Consider the following 18793-nt stretch of genomic DNA (forward strand, 5'->3'; position numbering starts at 1 on the left):
TGGTGACGAAAGCCAATTTCAGGCCGGGGATTGTTTCTCCGAGCTGTGCCATGAACGGCGCGAAGGCCGCTCATCGCTCCCGCCGGAGCGGGCGGTGTTTCCGAAAATGGGCTTCGTTCCGAAACACCGAATGGCATGGAAATACCCTATGAGCGCAGCTACCTCCGTTTCCAGCAACAACCACGATCTCGAGCGGCGTCTGGACTATCTGGGCCTCGACGCGAGCGCCCGCAAAGAACTGCGCACCCTCAAGCCATTCCTGGAAAAGGAGCTGGGCCCAGCGCTCGACCGGTTCTACGCTGTCGTGCGCAAGAGCCCCGAAATCAGCCATCTGTTCTCCAGCGATAGCCACATCGCGCATGCCAAAGGAGCCCAGCTCGGCCACTGGGGTAACATCGCCAACGGCGATTTCAATTCGGACTATGCGAACAAGGTGCTCACGATCGGCAAGGTCCATGCCCGCATCGGCCTGGAACCCCGCTGGTATGTCGGCGGCTACGCACTGGTCGTCGAGCATCTGCTGACCGCGGCGCTGAAGGAGATGTGGCCGAAATCCGGTTTCTTCTCCCGCTCGGACGTTTCGCCCGAGGCGGCGGCGGCAAAGCTGTCCAGCCTGATCAAGGCTGTCTTCCTCGACATGGATCTGTCGATCTCCGTCTATATGGATGCGTCCGATGTGGCGAAGCAGAAGGAAGTGCAGGCCCAGGTTGTTGCCGAGGAACGCAAGATCGTCAGCGACAGTTTCGGTGCCGCATTGAAGCGCATCGCAGCCGGAGATCTCACAGCACGGATCGAAGGCGCGTTGCCGGAAGCCTACGAGACGCTTCGGGACGACTTCAACCAGGCGGCCGTCGCTCTCTCTCAGGCGATCGGCAACATCAACGCCGGTGCCGGTTCGATTCACATCAGCGTCCAGGAGATCGCCGCGGCATCGGACGATCTTGCAAAGCGCACGGAGCGCCAGGCTGCCAACCTCGAAGAGACTGCGGCCGCAGTCGAAGAGGTCACGACCACCGTGCGCCAGACCGCAAAGAGCGCGGACGATGCAAATGCTCTCGTTTCCGCCGCCCGCGGCAATGCCGAGCGCAGCGGTGAGGTGGTCGAGCAGGCCATCACCGCCATGCAGGAAATCCAGCAGTCCTCGGCGAGCATCGCCAGCATCATCGAAGTCATCGATGAAATCGCCTTCCAGACCAACCTGCTGGCGCTGAATGCCGGGATCGAGGCCGCCCGCGCGGGCGAAGCTGGCCGGGGCTTTGCTGTCGTTGCCTCCGAAGTTCGCGCGCTGGCGCAGCGTTGCGCCGATGCCGCGAAGGATATCCAGGGGCTCATTGCCAAGTCGCACGGCCAGGTCGAAGACGGCGTGCGATCAGTCAACGAGGTCGCCGACACGCTGCGGCAGATCGTCAGCCAGGTGGTCGAGGTGAGTTCGGTCTTCTCGGCGATCCGGGCGAGCACGGCCGAGCAGGCGACCGGCCTGCAGGCCGTCAATCAGGCGATCAATGCAATGGACCAGATCACGCAGCAGAACGCCTCCATGGTCGAGCAGGCCAATGCCGCAAGCCAGGCGCTGACGCAGGAAGCCGCCTCGATCGCGGCCCAGCTCAGCAGCTTCCGCACGAGCGGGCGCGCGGCGGCAGCGTCCGCCCAGGGCTATGTCCGGGCGGCGTGACGGGGTGAGTTGGGGCGGCCGGCCAATGGCGTGCTAAAGTATGTGTCCCGAAAGTGGGAACCAGTTTCGGGACAAAGACACGCAATAAAACAAGGATCTAAAGCGTGGCCGCGAATCTGAAAGATCGCGACACGCTTTAGGCCTCCGCGGCCGCCGGCTGACCGACGATTGCAACGATCAGCGCCAGCAAGGTCAAGCCGGAGGCGGACAGGAACGTCGTCGTGAACGCGTTTGCGATGACGTCCGGAGCCGTCGCGACGATGTCGCTTGACCCGACCGCGGCCGCGAACAATGTGGCCATCACCGAGGCCCCCGTCATAAAGCCCAGGTTTCGCGACAGACCCAGCAATCCGGACAGCAGGCCGCGCTGGTCGTCCCGTACCGCGACCATCACGGCGGTGTTGTTCGCCGTCAGGAACAACTGAAAGCCTGGGGTCAGGACGATCAGGGCGGCCGCAAATCCCGCGACACCCAGGAGCCTCGGCAGGACAGCCAGGCAGACGAGGCCGACGGTCATCTCCACGAGGCCGGCAGCCAGGACGGAGCGTGCGCCGAACCGATCCGTGACGCGTCCCGCCAGAACACCAGACAACGCTGCCGTCACAGGCCCGATCGCCATGACGAGGCCGACTACGGCCTCATTCAAGCCGAGACTGAAAGACAGAAAGAACGGGCCCACCACCAATGTCGCCATCATGACGGTGCTGACCAGAATGTTCATCGCAAGCGCCGACCCGGTTGCTCGTTCAAGCAGGACCGAGACGGGCACCAGCGGTGAAGCCGAGCGGATCTCGACGAAAACGAAGAGCGCGAGCCCGAGGATTGCGGCGGGCAAGAGCATACCGGCGCCTGGGATCACTGCTGCGGTTCCGCCGGCGGTGGCGAGCCCATAAAGGATCAAGGTTACTGCGAGCAAGGCGGCGCCGGGCCAGTCCATCCGTCCATCCACATGGCGCACTGGAACAGGTGTCGGCGGGATAGCCCGCAACGCAATGCCGAGCACCAAAAAGCCGGCGCCGGCCAGCGCAACGAAGGCCGCTCGCCAGCCGGAGCTGGCGATCAGTACGCCTCCAAGGGAAGGGCCGAGGGCGGTTCCGATCGCCGACATCGTGCCAAGCAGCCCCATCGCCGAGCCGGTGCGTTCCCTTGAGATCGTTTCGCGAATGAGCGAAAGCGGTAGCGCCATCAGGATGGCACCGCCAATGCCCTGCATCGCGCGGCCTGCAATCAGCAGTCCAAGCGTGGGGGCTGCAGCGCACAGAACGGAGGCGACTGCAAACAGGGCCAGCCCGGCGATCAGCACGCGGCGTTGCCCGAACAGGTCTCCAAGCCGCCCCGCCAGCACGATCGTCACGGTCACCGCGATGAGATAGGCGAGGACGATCCACTGCACGGTCGCGAGCGGCGCGGAGAATTCTCTCGTCAGCGTTGGAAGCGCCACCGTGGCGATGCTGACGCCGAGCGAGGCAAGCAGCATCGCCCCTGCAAGTGCTGCGAGCACGGATGGTTTTGACTTGGTTCGGATCGTGGCATTCATGGGACGTCCTCTTGTCGCTTTATCGAGTCCCAGCTACAGTGCCACTTCAAGTCGACTTGAGGTCAAGGATGAAACTTCTCGATATCGGCGTGCTGTCGGAACGCAGCGGCGTACCGCCCTCAACGCTGCGCTACTACGAAGAGGTCGGACTGATCGAATCGCAGGCACGGCACGGGCTGCGGCGCCAATTCGGGAGCGAGACGCTGACCCAGCTTGCCTTGATATCGCTTGGCAAGACCGCAGGGTTCAGCCTCGGCGAGATGAAGAATATGTTCGGCAAGGATGGAGTTCTCGATCTGCCGCGCACAGCCCTACGCGCCCGTGCCGACAAGCTCGATCTTCAGATACGCAAGCTGGCTACGCTCAGAAACGCGCTTCGCCATGCGGCTGAGTGCCCGGCGGAAAACCACATGGAATGCCCGAAATTCCGCAGGCTGTTGCGCGTTGCGTCGCAATCGCGCCCCCCGCGAGCGCCTGACGATCCGAAATTCTGACCCGAGTTTCGGCGGGATCGATCTCAGCATGTGCACATGGTCGGGCACTTGCTTACAAAAAAGCCCGGCATCGCGATGCCGGGCTCCATGATCCAGACGCCTGGCTCAGATGCACTCGGCAAAGAGCCTTTTCGCCGCGTCGAGCGTCAGTTCGACCGGGTTGCCGCCCGCGGTTGGATCGACGATCGCCATTTCGCTCATTTCGTCAATCCGGTCCGTCCCGACGCCGAGTGCCGACAGCTTGTCCGGCACGCCGAGTTCGGAGCGAAGCGAAAGCACGTACTCGTAAAAACCATCGAAACCGCCGGCGATGCCAAGATAGGCGGCGGCGGCTGCGATCCTGCCTTCGATGGCCGGACGATTGAAGCGCAGCACCGGCGGCATCACCACCGCATTGGTCATGCCATGGTGGGTGTTGTAGAGGGCGCCTACGGGATGCGACAGCGAGTGGATTGCGCCGAGGCCCTTCTGGAAGGCGACGGCGCCCATAGCGGCGCCCGACATCATGTTGGCGCGGGCCTCGATGTCGGTTCCATCCTTGTAGGCGCGCGGCAGGAACTCCTTGACCAGCCGCATGCCTTCCAACGCGATCCCCTGGCTCATCGGATGGTAGAACGGCGAGCAGTAGGCCTCCAGGCAGTGGGCGAAGGCATCCATGCCGGTACCGGCGGTAATCACCTTCGGCATGCCGACCGTCAGTTCCGGATCGCAGATCGTCACCGACGGCAGGAACTTTGGATGGAAGATCACCTTCTTGGTGTGCGTCTCGGAATTGGTGATGACCGAGGCACGGCCGACTTCCGAGCCAGTGCCGGCCGTCGTCGGCACGGCGACGATCGGGGCGATCCCGTCGGAGTTGGCACGGGTCCACCAGTCGCCGATGTCCTCGAAGTCCCAGACGGGGCGGGTCTGCCCGGCCATGAAGGCGACCGCCTTGCCGAGGTCGAGACCCGAACCGCCGCCGAAGGCGACGACCCCGTCATGACCGCCGTCCTTGAATGCCTTCACGCCGGCTTCGAGGTTCTTGTCGTTCGGGTTCGGATCGACGTCGGCGAAGATCGCCCGCCCGAGCCCGGCGGACGCCAGGATGTCGAGGGCGTTCTGGGTGATCGCCATCGGCGCAAGGCCGCGGTCGGTCACCAGCAGCGGCTTCTTCATGCCGACCGCCTTGCAGTGATCAGCAAGTTCCTTGATGCGCCCTGCCCCGAACTTGATGGCGGTCGGGTAGCTCCAGTTGGCGGTGATGGTCATGCGAGTGCTTTCCTGAGGTGGTAGGACTTCGGGCGGGTGAGGTTGTGGAAGCCGATGACCGAGAGCGAGCCGCCGCGGCCAGTCTCCTTCACACCGGTCCAGCAGAGCGCCGGATCGAGGTAGTCGGCGCGGTTCATGAACACCGTGCCGGTTTCCAGGTCGCGGCCGAGGCGGGCGGCGCGCTCGGCGTCCTTCGTCCAGAGCGAGACCGTGAGGCCGTACTGGCAGTCGTTCATCAGTTCGAGCGCTTCGGCGTCGTTTCTGACCTTCATGATGCCGACGGCCGGGCCGAAGGTTTCTTCCTTCATGAAGGGCATCGAGTGGTCGACGTTGACGAGCACCTGCGGGGCGAGATAGGCGCCGCCGTCGTCCTGCGGGAACAGCTTCGGATCGACCAGCGCCTTCGCGCCGCGCGCAACAGCATCGGCGACCTGATCGCGAACGACAGCGGCAAAGCGCTTGTTCGCCATCGGGCCGAGCGTCGTTTCCGGGTCGAGCGGGTTGCCGAGCTTGTAGTTCGACACCCAGGCGACCGACTTCTCGACGAACGCGTCGTAGAGCGATTCATGCACATAGATGCGCTCGATGCCGCAGCAGCACTGGCCGGAATTGTAGGTGGCGCCGTCCATCAGCGTATCGACGGCGGCGTCGAGATCGGCGTCCTCCATCACATAGCCGGGATCCTTGCCGCCGAGTTCTAGGCCGAGCGGAGTGAAGGTACCGGCGGCCGCCTGCTCGATCGCCCGCCCGCCCTGGACCGAGCCGGTGAAGTTGACGAAGTCGAAGCTCTTGGCCGCGAGCAATGCCGAAGTCGTGTCGTGGTCGAGGAAGATGTTCTGGAAGACATCGCCCGGCACGCCCGCCTCGACGAAGGCGCGCACCATCCGCTCACCGACGAGCAGCGTCTGCGCCGCGTGCTTGATGATGACGGTATTGCCCGCCATCAGCGCTGGAGCGATCGTGTTGATCGCGGTCATGTAGGGATAGTTCCACGGCGCGATAACGAAGACGACGCCGTGCGGCTCGCGCTCGATGCGGCGCTCGAAGCTGGCGCTTTCCTCGATCACGATCGGCGCGAGTGACGAGCCGGCGATCTCGGCCACGTAGTTCGAGCGTTCGTTGAAGCCCTTGAATTCGCCACCGTAGCGGACAGGCCGGCCCATCTGCCAGGCCAGTTCCGGGACGACGTCGTCCTTCATCTCGTTCAGCCGGGCGACGCCCTTCAGCACGAGTTGGACGCGGTCTTCCAGCGGCCGCTTCGCCCAGGCCTTCTGCGCCTTGCGCGCGCGTGCGACTACCTCTTTCGCCGCCTCCAGCGGCATCGCCGGGCGCTCGGCATAGACCGAACCGTCGACGGGTGAAATGCATTTGATCACGGTCATGATCGTCTTCCTGTCAGTTGCATCAAAAATTCAGTCTCGGCATCTTGCGACGCCACCATTCGCCATCATCTGGCGTTGTGCAAGGAGAACCCACATTCGTTCAGGCCCGCCGGCAAACGACAGCCGCCCTGACCTCCGCGCTTGCGGAAACGGCCAGAGCGAGTGTCAGCCACAGAATTGTTAGGCCCGCTCGAAGCCGCGCGCCACCTCCCAATCCGTCACACGCCGGTCGTACTCCTCCTGCTCCCAGCGGGCTGTGCGGGTATAGTGGTCGACGACGTCCTCGCCGAAGGCCTCGCGCAGCATCTTCGATGTCGTCATGAATTCGGTCGCCTCGCGCAGCGTCTTCGGAACCTCGCGGATGCCCTTGCCGCCATAGGCGTCTCCCTCGAAGGGCGCTTCCAGTTCCAGCTTCTGCTCGATGCCGGCGATGCCGGCCGCAAGCAGCGCTGCCATGGCAAGATAGGGGTTGAGGTCCGAACCGCCGACGCGGCACTCGATACGAATGCCCTTGGTGCCCTCACCGCACAGGCGATAGCCGGCCGTGCGGTTGTCCTTGCTCCAGATCGCCTTGGTGGGCGCGAAGGTGCCGGCGACGAAGCGCTTGTAGGAGTTGATGTAGGGCGCAAGGAAATAGGTGATCTCGCTCGCATAGGCCAACTGGCCCGCCACATACATTCGCATCAGGTCCGACATGCCGTACTTGGCGTCCCTGTCGAAGAATTTCGGCTCCTTGCCGTCCGCGCTCCACAGCGACTGATGGATATGCGAGGAGGAACCGGCAGCGTTGTAGTTCCACTTGGCGAGGAAGGTCACGGACTTGCCGCGCTGCCAGGCGATTTCCTTGCAGGCGTTCTTGATGATCGAATGCCGATCGGCCATCGTCAGGGCCTCGGCATAACGGACGTTGATCTCCTCCTGGCCGGGCGAGGCCTCACCCTTGGAGTTCTCGACCGGAATGCCGGCGCCCTGCAGGCCGTTGCGCAGCGCCCGCATGACATCCTCCTCCTTGGTCGTCTGGAAGATGTGATAGTCCTCGTTGTAGCCCCCGGCCGGGATGAGATCGCGATAGCCGCCCACGCGGGCATCGTCGTAGGTCTGGTCGAACAGGTAGAATTCGAGTTCGCTCGCCATGAAGGGCTTGAAGCCCAGCGCCTCGAGCCGTTTCACCTGCCTCTTCAGAACCGCGCGCGGCGAGTGGGGCACGTCGTTGTGGGTGCGGTGGTCGAGCACGTCGCAGAGTACGAGCGCCGTGCCGTCGAGCCAGGGCAGCCTGCACAGCGTCGCAAGGTCCGGCTTCATCGTATAGTCGCCGTAGCCCGCCTCCCAGCTCGTCGAGCGGTAGCCGGGAACGGTTTCCATCTCAATGTCGGTCGCCAGCAGGTAGTTGCAGCTGTGCGTTTCCTCATGGCCACCATCGACGAAATACTGGGCGTGGAAGCGCTTGCCCATCAGGCGCCCCTGCATGTCGACGAGACATACTAGAACGGTATCGATGCGGCCCTCGGCCACATCCTTCTTCAACTCATCAAAGCTATAGGTCACGGTCATCGGGCGGTCCTGGCGTTGTGCTTTCGTGCCGCACCGGGCGGTATCGCCCGGTCCGTTCTTCTCGGAAGCCGGCCGCCGAAGCGGCCGGCCTTAAGCTTTCGGTCCGGCCCGACTCAGCCGTAGCGGTACGGAGCGCCTGCGCCGCGCATGGTGTCCTGGTACTTCTTCAGGATCTCCACCACCTTGGCGTTGCGCGGGCTCTTGGCGGCGATCTCGTCCCAGAAGGAAAGCGCCATGTCCTCGACGGTCTTCCACTCGGCCTCGGGGATCGTGGTGAGCTCCAGCTTGCCGCCGGTCGTGCGGTAATGCGCCTCGCCCCACCAGTACCAGTGCTGGCGATAGTAGTGCGAGGAGTCCATCGTCAGCCTGAAGATCTCCTTCAGATGATCGGGAACCGCATTCCACTTTTCGGTGTTGGCGAAGAACGAGCCTGACCAGGCGCCGGAGATGTTGTTGGTGAGGTAGTACTTGGTGACCTCCGCCCAGCCGACACTGTAGATCTCGGTCGCGCCGCACCAGGCGATGCCGTCGATCTCGCCGGTCTGCAGTGCCACTTCGATGTCTTCCCACGGCAGCGTCACCGGGACGACGCCGAGGCGCGAAATGAACTGGCCGCCGGTCGGGAACGTGTAGACACGCAGCCCCTTCAGATCCTCAAGGCTGCGGATCGGCTTGGTGGTGGCGAAGTTGCAAGGGTCCCATGCGCCGGCACTGAGCCAGGTCACGCCGGGAACCTCGTTATAGGCCTCCTCCCAGATCTCCTTCAGGCCGTACCAGTTCCACAGAACCGGCACGTCGAGGCTGTAGCGCGAGGCAAACGGGAAATAGGCGCCAAACACCGACACATCGACCGGCGAGGCCATGGAATCGTCGTCACTCTGCGCGGCATCGAGCGTGCCGGCCTGCACGGCGCGGAACAATTCGCCCTGCGGCACGAGCTGGTCGGCGGTATAGAGTTCGATGACCATCTCGCCGTTTGCGGCCTTGTTGAAGGCATCGATCGCCGGCTTGACGACGTGGTCGGCCAACGCCGGACCGGCATAAGTCTGGAGCCGCCACTTGATCGGGCTTTGCGCTTTGACATAGGGCGCGGCAAGCGTGGTCGCACCGACGGCGCCGGCGCCCGTCAGGACGGACTTCCGCAGGAATTCGCGCTTGTTCATGGTTTTGGTATCGGTCATTTCAAATTCCCCCTCGAAGTAAATTGAATCAACTCGGTTGCGGCGGCGGGCTGAGCGCGGTCAGCGCCCTCCCCGTCCCCTACTCGTTGCACGCCTCGCTCCATGGTTCCTCCCCAAGCAGTGAACGTTTACCTCTTCCCGGAATAGACCTCCGGCAACCACATCGCGATGTCCGGAAACACCATGATGATGATCATGCTCAACACCATCAGAAGAAAGAACGGGATGATGGATTTGTAGATGTCGACAATGGTGATCTCCGGCGGCGCCATCGCCCGCATCAGGAACAGGTTGTAGCCGAAGGGCGGCACGATGTAGGCGATCTGGCAGGTGATCGTGTAGAGGATGCCGAACCAGATCAGATCGAACCCGAGCAGCTTCACCAGCGGGATGTAGAGCGGCGCGACGATGACCAGCATGGCGGTGTCGTCGAGGAACATGCCGAGGATGATGAAGGAGAACAGCATCATCCCCAGGACGCCCCAGGGGCTGAGATCCCAGGTGTGCAAGAGCAGGTTCTCGATTGCCTTGATGGCGCCGAGCCCGTCATAGACGGCGCTGAAGCACAGGGCACCCAGGATGATCCAGAGAAACATCGCCGAGACCGCCAGCGTGTTGCGCGTCGTCTTTTCGACCACCTTTGCGCTCAGTCGTCCCGTTGCCCACGCGGCCAGCAGGGCCAGAAGCGCGCCGACCATCGAGGTCTCGACAAGACTGGTCGTGCCGGTCAGGAACAGTCCCATGATGGCGGCGAACAGGCCGAACGGCAGCAGCCCTTCGCGCAGCAGCACGAGCTTTTCTCGCAACGTGAACTGGGCGCGTTCCTCCGGAGGCAGCGCCGGGCCCAGTTCCGGCTGCAGGCGGCAGCGGATGTAGATGTAGGCGGTGAAGATGATCGCCATCAGGATGAACGGGCCGATACCGGCCAGCCACAGCTGCAGCACCGGCTGGCGCGCGATCATCGCGTAGAGGATAAGCACCACGCTCGGCGGCCCCATGATGCCGAGCGACGACCCGCCCTGGATGACACCGGTGATCATCACCTTGTCGTAGCCGCGCCGCAGCAGTTCCGGCAGCGCCACGGTCGCACCGATCGCCATGCCGGCGACCGACAGGCCGTTCACCATCGAGATGACGATCATCAGCCCCATCGTGCCGATCGCCAACCCGCCGCGGACCGACCCGAACCAGACGTGGAACATCCGGTAGAGATTGTTGGCGATGCCGGACTCCGAGAGCATGTAGCCCATGAAGACGAAGAACGGCACGGTGATCAGCGGATACCAGTTGAGGACCTGGAAGGCTGCATTGAAGGGAAGCTCGAAAGACCCATTTCCCCAAAGCCACAGCGCCGCGGCGGCCCCCACCGCGCCGATGACGCCGTAGACGCGCTGTCCCGTGCCCATCAGCACGAGCATGGAGGCGAACATGAAGATGGTGATGAATTCGGAGCTCATGCGATCGGCTTTCCGCGCGCTTCAGCGACATCTTTGAAGAACTGGGCAATGGTCTGGAGCAGCATCAGGAAGATGCCGAGCGTCATGATGACCTTGACGGGCCACAGGACCGGAGCCCAGGCCGTGTAGTTCTTCTGATTGTAGGTGATCGAATATTCCGTCGAGGAAACGCCGCCCCAGAACAGCACGATCAGGTAGAAAATGACGAACAGGATTGTGAATGAATCGGTGATCGCCCGCGTTTTCGGCTTCATCATTCCGTAGAAGAGATCCATGCGCACATGCGCGTCCAATTGCATGGAGTAAGCACCACCGAGCAGGTAGTAGGCCGACAGCATGAACTGCGACATCTCCATGACCCAATTGATCGGGTAGCCGAAGGCGACGCGCATCACGGTCGAGTAGAGCAGGATCAAACCCATCGGGAAGATCAGGTACATCGCGAAGATACCGATCCTCCGGTTCACCGTATCGACGATGCGCACGTAATGCTTGATGATCTCAGGCATGGCGCGTGTCTCCGTTCACGACAGCCACATCGCTAGCCAGGCCGCCCCGTCCATATCGCAACAAAGACATCCCTCCCCTTCCCTTCTGCCGTCGCGCCCGGAAATCCGCTCAGCGCAACTCCGGCGACGACAGTCCCTCGACAAGCAGACCTGCAAGATAGTCGGCGACGGCGCGTTCGCCGGCCTCGTCCTTGATCAGGTCGTTTCGCACCTCGATCATCACATTGGCGATGTCATTGGCGAGACCGTGCTCCTTCAGCGTATGCGTTACGCCGTCCGCCGGCCCGTAGGGCTCGTTGCGACGGATGTCGTAGCGCCCGCCCGCCCGGCCCGCCGCGGCAAGCATGGCGTCGGCCAGCCGGCTGTCGCTATCGTGCAGGACGCCGATCTCCACGGCGCGCGGCTTGCCGAAATATACCGGCGTGAAACTATGGACCGTCACGATGACCGGCGCCCGATCCTCTGCGATCCGGCTTTTCACCAGACGCGAAAGCGCCTCGCGGAACGGCAGGTAAAGTGCTTCGGTGCGAGCGTCGCGTGCCGCCTGGTCGAGGCCGGCATTGCCGGGAACGTCGAAGATCTCGCTCTTCTCCGGCATGGCGGCCGGTGATTCCGGCGGACGATTGCAGTCGTAGACAAGGCGCGAAAAGCGCTGGAACACCAGTGTCGCGTCGAGCTGTTGCGCCATCAGCCGGGCAACGGCCAGCGCCCCCGGATCCCAGGCGATGTGGCTTGCGAGCGCTTCCTCGGACAGGCCGAGCGTGCCGAGCGCTTTGGGGAGCAAGCGCGACGCGTGTTCACAGACGAGGATGACCCGTCCACGCGCAGCAGCATTCTCCAGGGCGACAGGGTCGCCCTCCTCTCCAGTCAGAATTCCCATTTGGCTGATCCCCTCGACCGGCCGTTCTTTATTGTTTGAAGAGAATTCTTCACCAAACACCCTCTGTCAAGTGGGCAATGAAGAAACCTCTTCAAAAAATCATTTGACTTCAAATGTGACAGCGATGTTTAATTTTGTTCGAAGCCGACAGAGAGCGGCAGACAGGGGAATGAATTGACGTTGAATCAGGCATCCATGACGGTGTCGGACGTGATCAACGCCCATTTCGACGCGTTGACGCGCGCCGAAAAGCAGTTGGCGGCATCGCTTCTCGACAACTACCCCGTCTCCGGCCTCGGCAGCATCACGACTGTCGCGGAGAATGCCGGCGTTTCGACGCCCACCGTCGCCCGTATGGTCCAGAAGCTCGGCTATCGTGGCTTCCCGGACTTCCAGGCACACCTGCATCATGAACTTGAAGCGACGCTCTCGAGCCCCATCGCCAAGCACGACCGTTGGGCCGCCAATGCCCCGGGAACGCATATCCTCAATCGTTTTGCCGACGCGATCATGAACAACCTGCGCCAGACGTTGTCGCAGATCGAAATCGAGGAATTCGATGGCGCGGCCGCGCTGATCGCCGATCGCAAGCGCAATATCTATGTCGTCGGGGGACGCATCACCAAGGCGCTCGCCGACTATCTCTTTACCCACCTGCAGGTGATTCGGCCCAACGTTACCCAGTTGGCCTCCAATCCGAGTGCCTGGCCGCACTACGTTGTGAACATGAAGGCCGGCGACGTCATCGTCATCTTCGACATCCGCCGCTACGAGCAGGAGATGGAGACCTTCGCCCGCATCGCCCGCGGCCGCGGCGTCGAGATCGTCCTGTTCACCGACCAATGGGCGTCGCCCATCGCCAAACTGGCTGCTCGGGTCTTTCGTATCCACATTGAGGCACCGTCCGCGTGGGATTCCTCCGTGGTAACGCTGTTCGTGGTCGAAGCACTGATCGAGGCAACACAGAGCGCAAACTGGGGAGAAACACGCGAACGGATAAAATCCTTGGAGGAACTGTTCGAGGCCAGTCGGTTGTTCCGAAAGCCGAGATGAAACTGTCGTAAGTCAATCAATAGCCGGCGAAGCCGGAAAAAGCATTTAAAAACTGTCACATAAGCTTCATGCCGCACCAGTATCAGCTTCGCCGAAGCTGACTGACACACAAAAGGAGAACACCCGTGATGTCACGTACCCGCAGACTGCTCTCGCTCTCCACTGCCATACTGGTGGCCTCCACGGCCATTGCCGCTGCCGAGCCGAGTGCCGAACTGATCGAAGCCGCCAAGAAGGAAGGCATGCTGACCACGATCGCCCTGCCCGCCAGCTGGTGCAACTACGGTGAAGTGATCTCCAGCTTCAAGGCGAAGTATCCGGAGATTCAGGTCAACGAACTGAACCCGGATGCCGGCTCGGCCGACGAAGTCGAAGCCATCAAGGCCAACAAGGACAACAAGGGCCCGCAGGCTCCTGACGTCATCGACGTCGGCCTCTCCTTCGGTCCGCAAACCAAGACCGAAGGCCTGCTGCAGCCTTACAAGGTCTCCACCTGGGACGAAATTCCGGACAGCATCAAGGACCCCGAGGGCTACTGGTACGGCGACTACTACGGCGTTCTGTCGTTCATCGTGAACAAGGACCTCGTCCCGAACACGCCGACCGACTGGGCTGACCTTCTCAAGCCGGAATATGCGGGCCAGGTCGCCCTCGCCGGCGACCCGCGCGCCTCGAACCAGGCCATCCTCGGCGTGCTCGCCGCCGGCCTGTCCAAGGGCGCCAAGCCCGGCGAGGAAGCCGGCAAGGCTGGCCTCGATTACTTCGCCGAACTCAACAAGGCCGGCAACTTCGTTCCGGTCATCGCCAAGGCCGGCACCATTGCCCAGGGCGCGACCCCGATTGCGATCGCCTGGGACTACAACGCACTGGCCTGGCGCGACGAACTGAAGGGCAACCCGCCGGTCGAAGTCGTCGTTCCGAAGACCGGCGTGTTGGCCGGCGTCTACGTCCAGGGCATCTCCGCCTACGCTCCGCATCCGAACGCTGCCAAGCTGTGGATGGAACACCTCTACTCGGACGACGGCCAGAACCTGTGGCTGAAGGGCTACTGCCACCCGGCTCGCTTCAACGCCATGGCCAAGGCCGGCAAGATCCCGCAGGCGCTGATCGACGCGCTGCCGCCGGCAGCAAGCTATGAGGCGGCCGTCTTCCCGTCCGTCGACGAGCAGAACGCCAACAAGGCTGCCGTCACCGGTGGTTGGGACGGCGTCGTCGGCGCAAACGTCCAGTAAGGTGAAGCTGTGACGCAAGCCCCGGCCCGAACACCGGGTCGGGGCTTGCCATTTCCCAAACCGCTGCCTTACTTTGGTCAATATCGAAGAAGGCGCTTCCCTAACGATCCAGGACGATGAACCGAGCCCTCGACACGCTACGCCAGCGATTTCCGCTTACATGGTTGGGCCTGATGCCCTTCGTGATCTTCGTTGTGATGTTCCTGGTGCTGCCGACGATGCATATCGTCATCGGCGCATTCCAGACGCGCGACGGCTCCTTCACGCTGCAGAACATCATCGACCTGAACACCGGGACCATCCCGTCGAGCTACTGGATCTCCATCAAGATTTCCGTGGCTTCGGCCGCGCTCGGCAGCCTGATCGGCTTTGCGATGGCGGCCTCCGTCGTCTTCGGCGCGGTCCCGCGCTGGATCAAATCGCCGCTCCTCACCTTTTCCGGAGTCGCGTCGAATTTCGCCGGCGTACCACTGGCCTTCGCCTTTCTTGCCACCTTCGGTCCGGTTGGCCTTGTCACCGTCTTCCTGCGCCAGAATTTCGGCATCGTGCTGCAGCGGGATCTTGGCTTCAACATCCTCAGCTTCTGGGGCCTGACGGTCACCTACCTGTTTTTCCAGATACCGCTGATGATCCTGATCATCGCGCCGGCGCTGGAGGGGCTTCGCCGCGAATGGCGCGAGGCCGCCTCGATCCTTGGCGCAAGTTCCCTGCAATACTGGCGCATGGTCGCGCTGCCGATCCTGTTCCCTTCACTGCTCGGCACGTTCGCGCTTTTGTTCGCCAACGCCTTCGGCGCCGTCGCCACAGCCATCGCGCTCACCGGCTCCAGTCTCAACATTGTGCCGATCCAACTGTTTGCCCAGATTCGCGGCGACGTGCTGGGCAACCCGAATCTCGGCTACGCCATGGCCTTCGGCATGATCGTCATCACGGCTGTCGCCAATGTCCTCTACATCTGGCTCCGCGTGCGCGCTGAGAGGTGGCTGAAATGAGTCTCTGGGCACGCATCGCCGGCTGGGCGGCACTGATCTTCGGCCTGCTCTACTTTTTCGTACCCCTCAGCGGCCTGTTCGAGTTCTCGCTGAGGGCTCGACGCGGGGTCTACAGCTTCGACGCCTATGTCCGCGTGCTGGCCGATCCGCAGTTCCAGGCGACGTTCTCCTTCTCCGTCGTCATGGCACTGGTGACCATCGTCATCGGCATCCTGATCGTCGTGCCGACCGCATTCTGGGTGCGGTTGAAAATGCCCTGGGCACGGCCTTACGTCGAGTTCCTGACGCTGATGCCGCTGGTCATCCCGGCAATCGTGATCGTGTTCGGCTATATCCGCCTTTACAACACGTCGAGCTGGCTGCCGCTCACCGGCTCGGTGTTCGGCACCAACGTGCTGCTGGCCTTCGGCTACACCATTCTCGCCCTGCCCTACATGTATCGCGCCGTCGACACCGGTCTGCGCACCATCGATGTCGCGACGCTCACCGAAGCGGCGCAGATCCTCGGCGCAGGCTGGGCGACCATTCTCGGCCGTATCATCCTGCCGAATGTGCTTCCTGCCGTGCTGTCCGGAGCCTTCCTGACCTTCGCGATCGTCATCGGCGAGTTCACTTTGGCCGCCCTCCTCGACCGGCCCGCATTCGGTCCATATCTGCAGCGCATCGGCGCCAACAAGCCCTATGAGCCGTTTGCGCTTTCGGTGATTGCATTCGGTATTACCTGGGGCTGCCTTGCGCTGATCCAGCTCGTCACCCGTTTCCAGAAAACCGCGCCCGTGAAAGCCTGAGGACATCCTCCATATGACGTTTCTTTCTCTCAGCCACATCCAGAAGTCCTTCGGACAGGTGCAGGTCGTCAGCGATTTCAACATGAACATCGAAAAGGGCGAGTTCGTCTCGTTCCTCGGTCCGTCGGGCTGCGGAAAGACGACGGTTCTGCGCATGATTGCCGGCTTTGAGACGCCAAGCGGCGGGACGATTACCGTCGCCGGCAAGAACCAGTCCGGGCTGAAGCCGAACCAGCGCAACATCGGCATGGTGTTCCAGGCCTATGCGCTCTTTCCGAATATGAACGTGTCCGACAACGTCGCCTTCGGCCTCAAGGTCGCCGGTCGTCCCAAGGACGAGATCGACGGGCGCGTGAAGGAAATGCTCGGCCTCATCAAGCTTGAGCACCTCGCGGACCGCTTCCCCTACCAGCTCTCCGGCGGCCAGCAACAGCGCGTGGCGCTCGCGCGCGCGCTTGCGCCGAAGCCGCAGGTACTGCTGCTTGACGAGCCGCTTTCGGCCCTCGACGCCAAGATCCGTGTGTCGCTGCGCGAGGAAATCCGCATGATACAGCAACAGCTTGGCATCACCACGGTTTTCGTCACCCACGACCAGGAAGAGGCGCTGTCGATCTCCGACCGCATCGTCGTGATGAATGCCGGCTGCGCCGACCAGATCGGCACGCCGGCGGAAATCTACAACCGCCCGACGACCCGTTTCGTCGCCTCCTTCGTCGGAACGTTGAACCTTATCGAGGCAAAGGTGATCGATCCGGCCACCAACCGCGTCGCGATCGGCGATCAGGGCGTGACGCTGCGCGAGCCGCTCGGCCCGGTCAAGGCCGGCGACACGATCTCGCTGGCACTGCGCCCCGAAGCCGGCTCGATCGCGGAGGGGGCCAAGGGCGACACGGCCCTGACCGGGGAAGTCGTCAGCAGCAATTTCCTCGGCTCGGTCGTGCGCACCCGCATGCGGGTCGGCACCAGTGTCATCTCCTTCGACATGTTCAACAGCCCCGGCCTCGTCCCGCCGGCTGTCGGCGAAACCGTCACGCTGCGGTTCACGGCCACCGATCTGTTGGTCATCAACGACTGAGCGCCGCGGGCCGGAATTCCTCCGGCCCTCAATCCACCCAAAACCCGCTGCTGAGCGGCAACCGGCAGAGATTCGTCGGGCCAGGCGTCAAGTTCTCCACGCTTGGCCCTCCCCCTGCAAGCGCGTATATTGAAGCCTTGCGAACGCGGATGGGGGACGCCGTGCCCACGCTGTTCCTATGGCTCCTTTTCGTGGTCATCTTCTGGGTTCCGGCCCATGCCGCGGACGTCGACGCCGCGATTGTGTTTGCCGTCGACATCTCGGCCTCCGTCGACCGTGCCACTGCAAAGCTGCAACGCGATGGACATGCGATGGCGATTGCCGAGCCGGCGGTCATTGCGGCCATTTCGCGGGGCCCGAACGGCTGCATAGCCGTCACCTACCTGGAGTGGGCGAGCCGCGGCCAGGGAAGATCGGTGCTGCCCTGGAAGCGTGTATGCGGCATGGAAGACGCCCTGGCAGTCGCAGGCGCGATACGCCGGTTTGCAAGCGACGGCGACGACTGCTCCGGATACTGCGCGACCTCCATATCCGATGCTATCGACTCCGGAAGCGACCTGCTGGACAGGTATGAGGGCGCCGCCCTGGCCAGGATCATAGATATTTCGGCAAACGGAACGAACAATGATGGCGCACCGCTCTGGTCAAGTCGTGCACGGGCGCTTGCCCGCGGCTACACGATCAACGCGATAGTCCTTCCGCAGATCCACTATGGCGTGCCCTACCCTCTGACCGACTATTTCAACGATTTCGTGATCGGCGGCGATGGTGCCTTTGTGATCGAGCCGGATACCGCGAACGACTACGTTTCGGCCCTGCGGCGGAAACTGATGAGCGAAATCAGCTCGGCGGTGGACCCGGGACGGGCAACACGTTCCGTCGGCAACGCTTCGCCATCTCCAGCCCATCCCTCGGCATTGGCGGACCAAAACGCGTTATTGACCGGGTGGGGACAGTAAAACGCCGACAAGTGCCTTTCCATCTGTGAAGTAGGGATCGCCCCCACCGTTGCGGCCGCTTTTGGTCGCGCCGATGCCGGCAATGTCGTATGTCGAGGTGATCTGACCGGCCACGCGCAAGTCGTCGATGACGAGGTTGCGCTCCGCGTCGACATCCGGCCCGATGTGGTGGGTGATCTGGCCGGTGTCGTGGCTCAGGCCGACCCCGCGATCAAAGCTTGCCGACCCCAGCCAGAGCGGTCGACCATCGGTGCCGGTGCGCTCGGTCAGCCAGAAGCGTACATGGTTGCGTTCGTCGGCACTGCGTCCCACCGGCTTTTCGAAGGCAAGGTCCTGCTTTCGCCCCTCGAAGAAGAGCGGACTGACCGGCGCATCAAGGTCGGGGCGATCGAGCACCACACTCAAGCCGATGTCGACCGACGAGCGCAAGGTGATCTTGTCGGCCGGATCCCAGCCGGCCGCGGCGAAGGCGCGGATCACCTCCTCCTTGGAGCCAACGAGGCCGACATTGATCGGATCGCCGGGAATGTCATCGGCGGTCGTCGTAACCATGCTGCTCAGGCTACCGATGCGGCGGGAATCGCGGAAGATCCATATCTCTGGCAAGAGGAAATAGCTGACGAGCAAATAGACCGCCAGCAGGCCCGCGAGGCTGGCAAGGGCAAAGCGGATCGTCGGGCGTTGACGCATGCGACACTCCTCGGCTGCACCGGCACTTAGTGGGAGGGAGCAGCGTGCACTACCTGCGATGCGCTCCCCGCACCGTACGGCCGAGTTTGC

17 protein-coding genes are annotated in these 18793 nt (G+C 62.8%); 8 read left to right on the forward strand and 9 right to left on the reverse strand.

The features are described from left to right. Nucleotides 1–148 precede the first annotated feature (148 nt). A complete protein-coding gene (locus J2Y48_RS09725) occupies nt 149–1672 on the forward strand; it encodes a methyl-accepting chemotaxis protein (protein WP_310416402.1) in 1524 nt (507 codons plus the stop codon). A 136-nt stretch (nt 1673–1808) separates the two neighbouring features. Here the strand turns inward: J2Y48_RS09725 and J2Y48_RS09730 are convergent, their stop codons facing one another. Then, on the reverse strand, nt 1809–3209 hold the full coding sequence (locus J2Y48_RS09730; protein ID WP_310416405.1) for an MFS transporter: 1401 nt from the start codon (nt 3207–3209) through the stop codon (nt 1809–1811). Nucleotides 3210–3277: 68 nt separating this feature from the next. Here J2Y48_RS09730 and J2Y48_RS09735 point away from each other — a divergent pair, with 68 nt between their 5' ends. Beyond that, a complete protein-coding gene (locus J2Y48_RS09735; RefSeq protein WP_310416408.1) occupies nt 3278–3703 on the forward strand; it encodes a helix-turn-helix domain-containing protein in 426 nt (141 codons plus the stop codon). Nucleotides 3704–3808: 105 nt separating this feature from the next. Here J2Y48_RS09735 and J2Y48_RS09740 read toward each other — a convergent pair whose 3' ends face one another. The 7 genes from J2Y48_RS09740 to J2Y48_RS09770 form a co-directional block, all read right to left on the reverse strand. Continuing rightward, entirely contained in the window at nt 3809–4954 is a 1146-nt protein-coding gene (locus J2Y48_RS09740) for an iron-containing alcohol dehydrogenase (RefSeq protein ID WP_310416411.1), read from the reverse strand. Then, a complete protein-coding gene (locus J2Y48_RS09745) occupies nt 4951–6336 on the reverse strand; it encodes an aldehyde dehydrogenase family protein (protein ID WP_310416414.1) in 1386 nt (461 codons plus the stop codon). Before J2Y48_RS09745 ends, J2Y48_RS09740 begins: the two co-directional genes overlap by 4 nt. A 180-nt stretch (nt 6337–6516) precedes the next feature. Next, nucleotides 6517–7881, reverse strand: coding sequence for a glutamine synthetase family protein (locus tag J2Y48_RS09750; protein WP_405030196.1), 1365 nt, complete (start codon nt 7879–7881; stop codon nt 6517–6519). A gap of 119 nt (nt 7882–8000) precedes the next feature. Beyond that, nucleotides 8001–9068, reverse strand: a complete 1068-nt coding sequence (locus tag J2Y48_RS09755; protein ID WP_310416419.1) for a TRAP transporter substrate-binding protein — start codon at nt 9066–9068, stop codon at nt 8001–8003. Nucleotides 9069–9196: 128 nt separating this feature from the next. Next, nucleotides 9197–10525 (reverse strand): TRAP transporter large permease subunit, encoded by a 1329-nt coding sequence (locus J2Y48_RS09760; RefSeq protein WP_310416422.1) that lies wholly within the window; start codon nt 10523–10525, stop codon nt 9197–9199. After that, nucleotides 10522–11034 carry a TRAP transporter small permease subunit gene (locus tag J2Y48_RS09765; protein WP_310416425.1) on the reverse strand — a complete coding sequence of 171 codons (513 nt, stop codon included), beginning with the start codon at nt 11032–11034 and terminating at the stop codon, nt 10522–10524. The genes J2Y48_RS09760 and J2Y48_RS09765 overlap by 4 nt, the downstream gene beginning before the upstream one ends. 109 nt (nt 11035–11143) lie before the next feature. Continuing rightward, nucleotides 11144–11914, reverse strand: coding sequence for an N-formylglutamate amidohydrolase (locus tag J2Y48_RS09770; protein WP_310416428.1), 771 nt, complete (start codon nt 11912–11914; stop codon nt 11144–11146). Between the two features lie 180 nt (nt 11915–12094). Between J2Y48_RS09770 and J2Y48_RS09775 the strand changes: the two genes are divergently transcribed. The 6 genes from J2Y48_RS09775 (at nt 12095) to J2Y48_RS09800 (ending at nt 18013) form a co-directional block, all read left to right on the forward strand. Then, a complete protein-coding gene (locus J2Y48_RS09775; RefSeq protein WP_310416813.1) occupies nt 12095–12967 on the forward strand; it encodes a MurR/RpiR family transcriptional regulator in 873 nt (290 codons plus the stop codon). A gap of 125 nt (nt 12968–13092) precedes the next feature. Then, nucleotides 13093–14199 carry an ABC transporter substrate-binding protein gene (locus J2Y48_RS09780; RefSeq protein ID WP_310416430.1) on the forward strand — a complete coding sequence of 369 codons (1107 nt, stop codon included), beginning with the start codon at nt 13093–13095 and terminating at the stop codon, nt 14197–14199. A gap of 116 nt (nt 14200–14315) precedes the next feature. Beyond that, on the forward strand, nt 14316–15191 hold the full coding sequence (locus J2Y48_RS09785; protein WP_310416433.1) for an ABC transporter permease subunit: 876 nt from the start codon (nt 14316–14318) through the stop codon (nt 15189–15191). Beyond that, nucleotides 15188–15979 (forward strand): ABC transporter permease subunit, encoded by a 792-nt coding sequence (locus J2Y48_RS09790; protein WP_310416436.1) that lies wholly within the window; start codon nt 15188–15190, stop codon nt 15977–15979. The genes J2Y48_RS09785 and J2Y48_RS09790 overlap by 4 nt, the downstream gene beginning before the upstream one ends. 13 nt (nt 15980–15992) lie before the next feature. Next, entirely contained in the window at nt 15993–17054 is a 1062-nt protein-coding gene (locus J2Y48_RS09795; protein WP_310416439.1) for an ABC transporter ATP-binding protein, read from the forward strand. Between the two features lie 161 nt (nt 17055–17215). Continuing rightward, on the forward strand, nt 17216–18013 hold the full coding sequence (locus tag J2Y48_RS09800) for a DUF1194 domain-containing protein (RefSeq protein ID WP_310416442.1): 798 nt from the start codon (nt 17216–17218) through the stop codon (nt 18011–18013). Here J2Y48_RS09800 and J2Y48_RS09805 read toward each other — a convergent pair. Beyond that, complete coding sequence (locus J2Y48_RS09805) at nt 17990–18703, reverse strand: LssY C-terminal domain-containing protein (RefSeq protein ID WP_310416445.1); 714 nt, start codon at nt 18701–18703, stop codon at nt 17990–17992. The two genes, J2Y48_RS09800 and J2Y48_RS09805, sit on opposite strands and share 24 nt — an antisense overlap. Nucleotides 18704–18793: the final 90 nt, after the last annotated feature.

The organism is Mycoplana sp. BE70, assembly GCF_031455855.1.
Classification (GTDB): domain Bacteria; phylum Pseudomonadota; class Alphaproteobacteria; order Rhizobiales; family Rhizobiaceae; genus Mycoplana.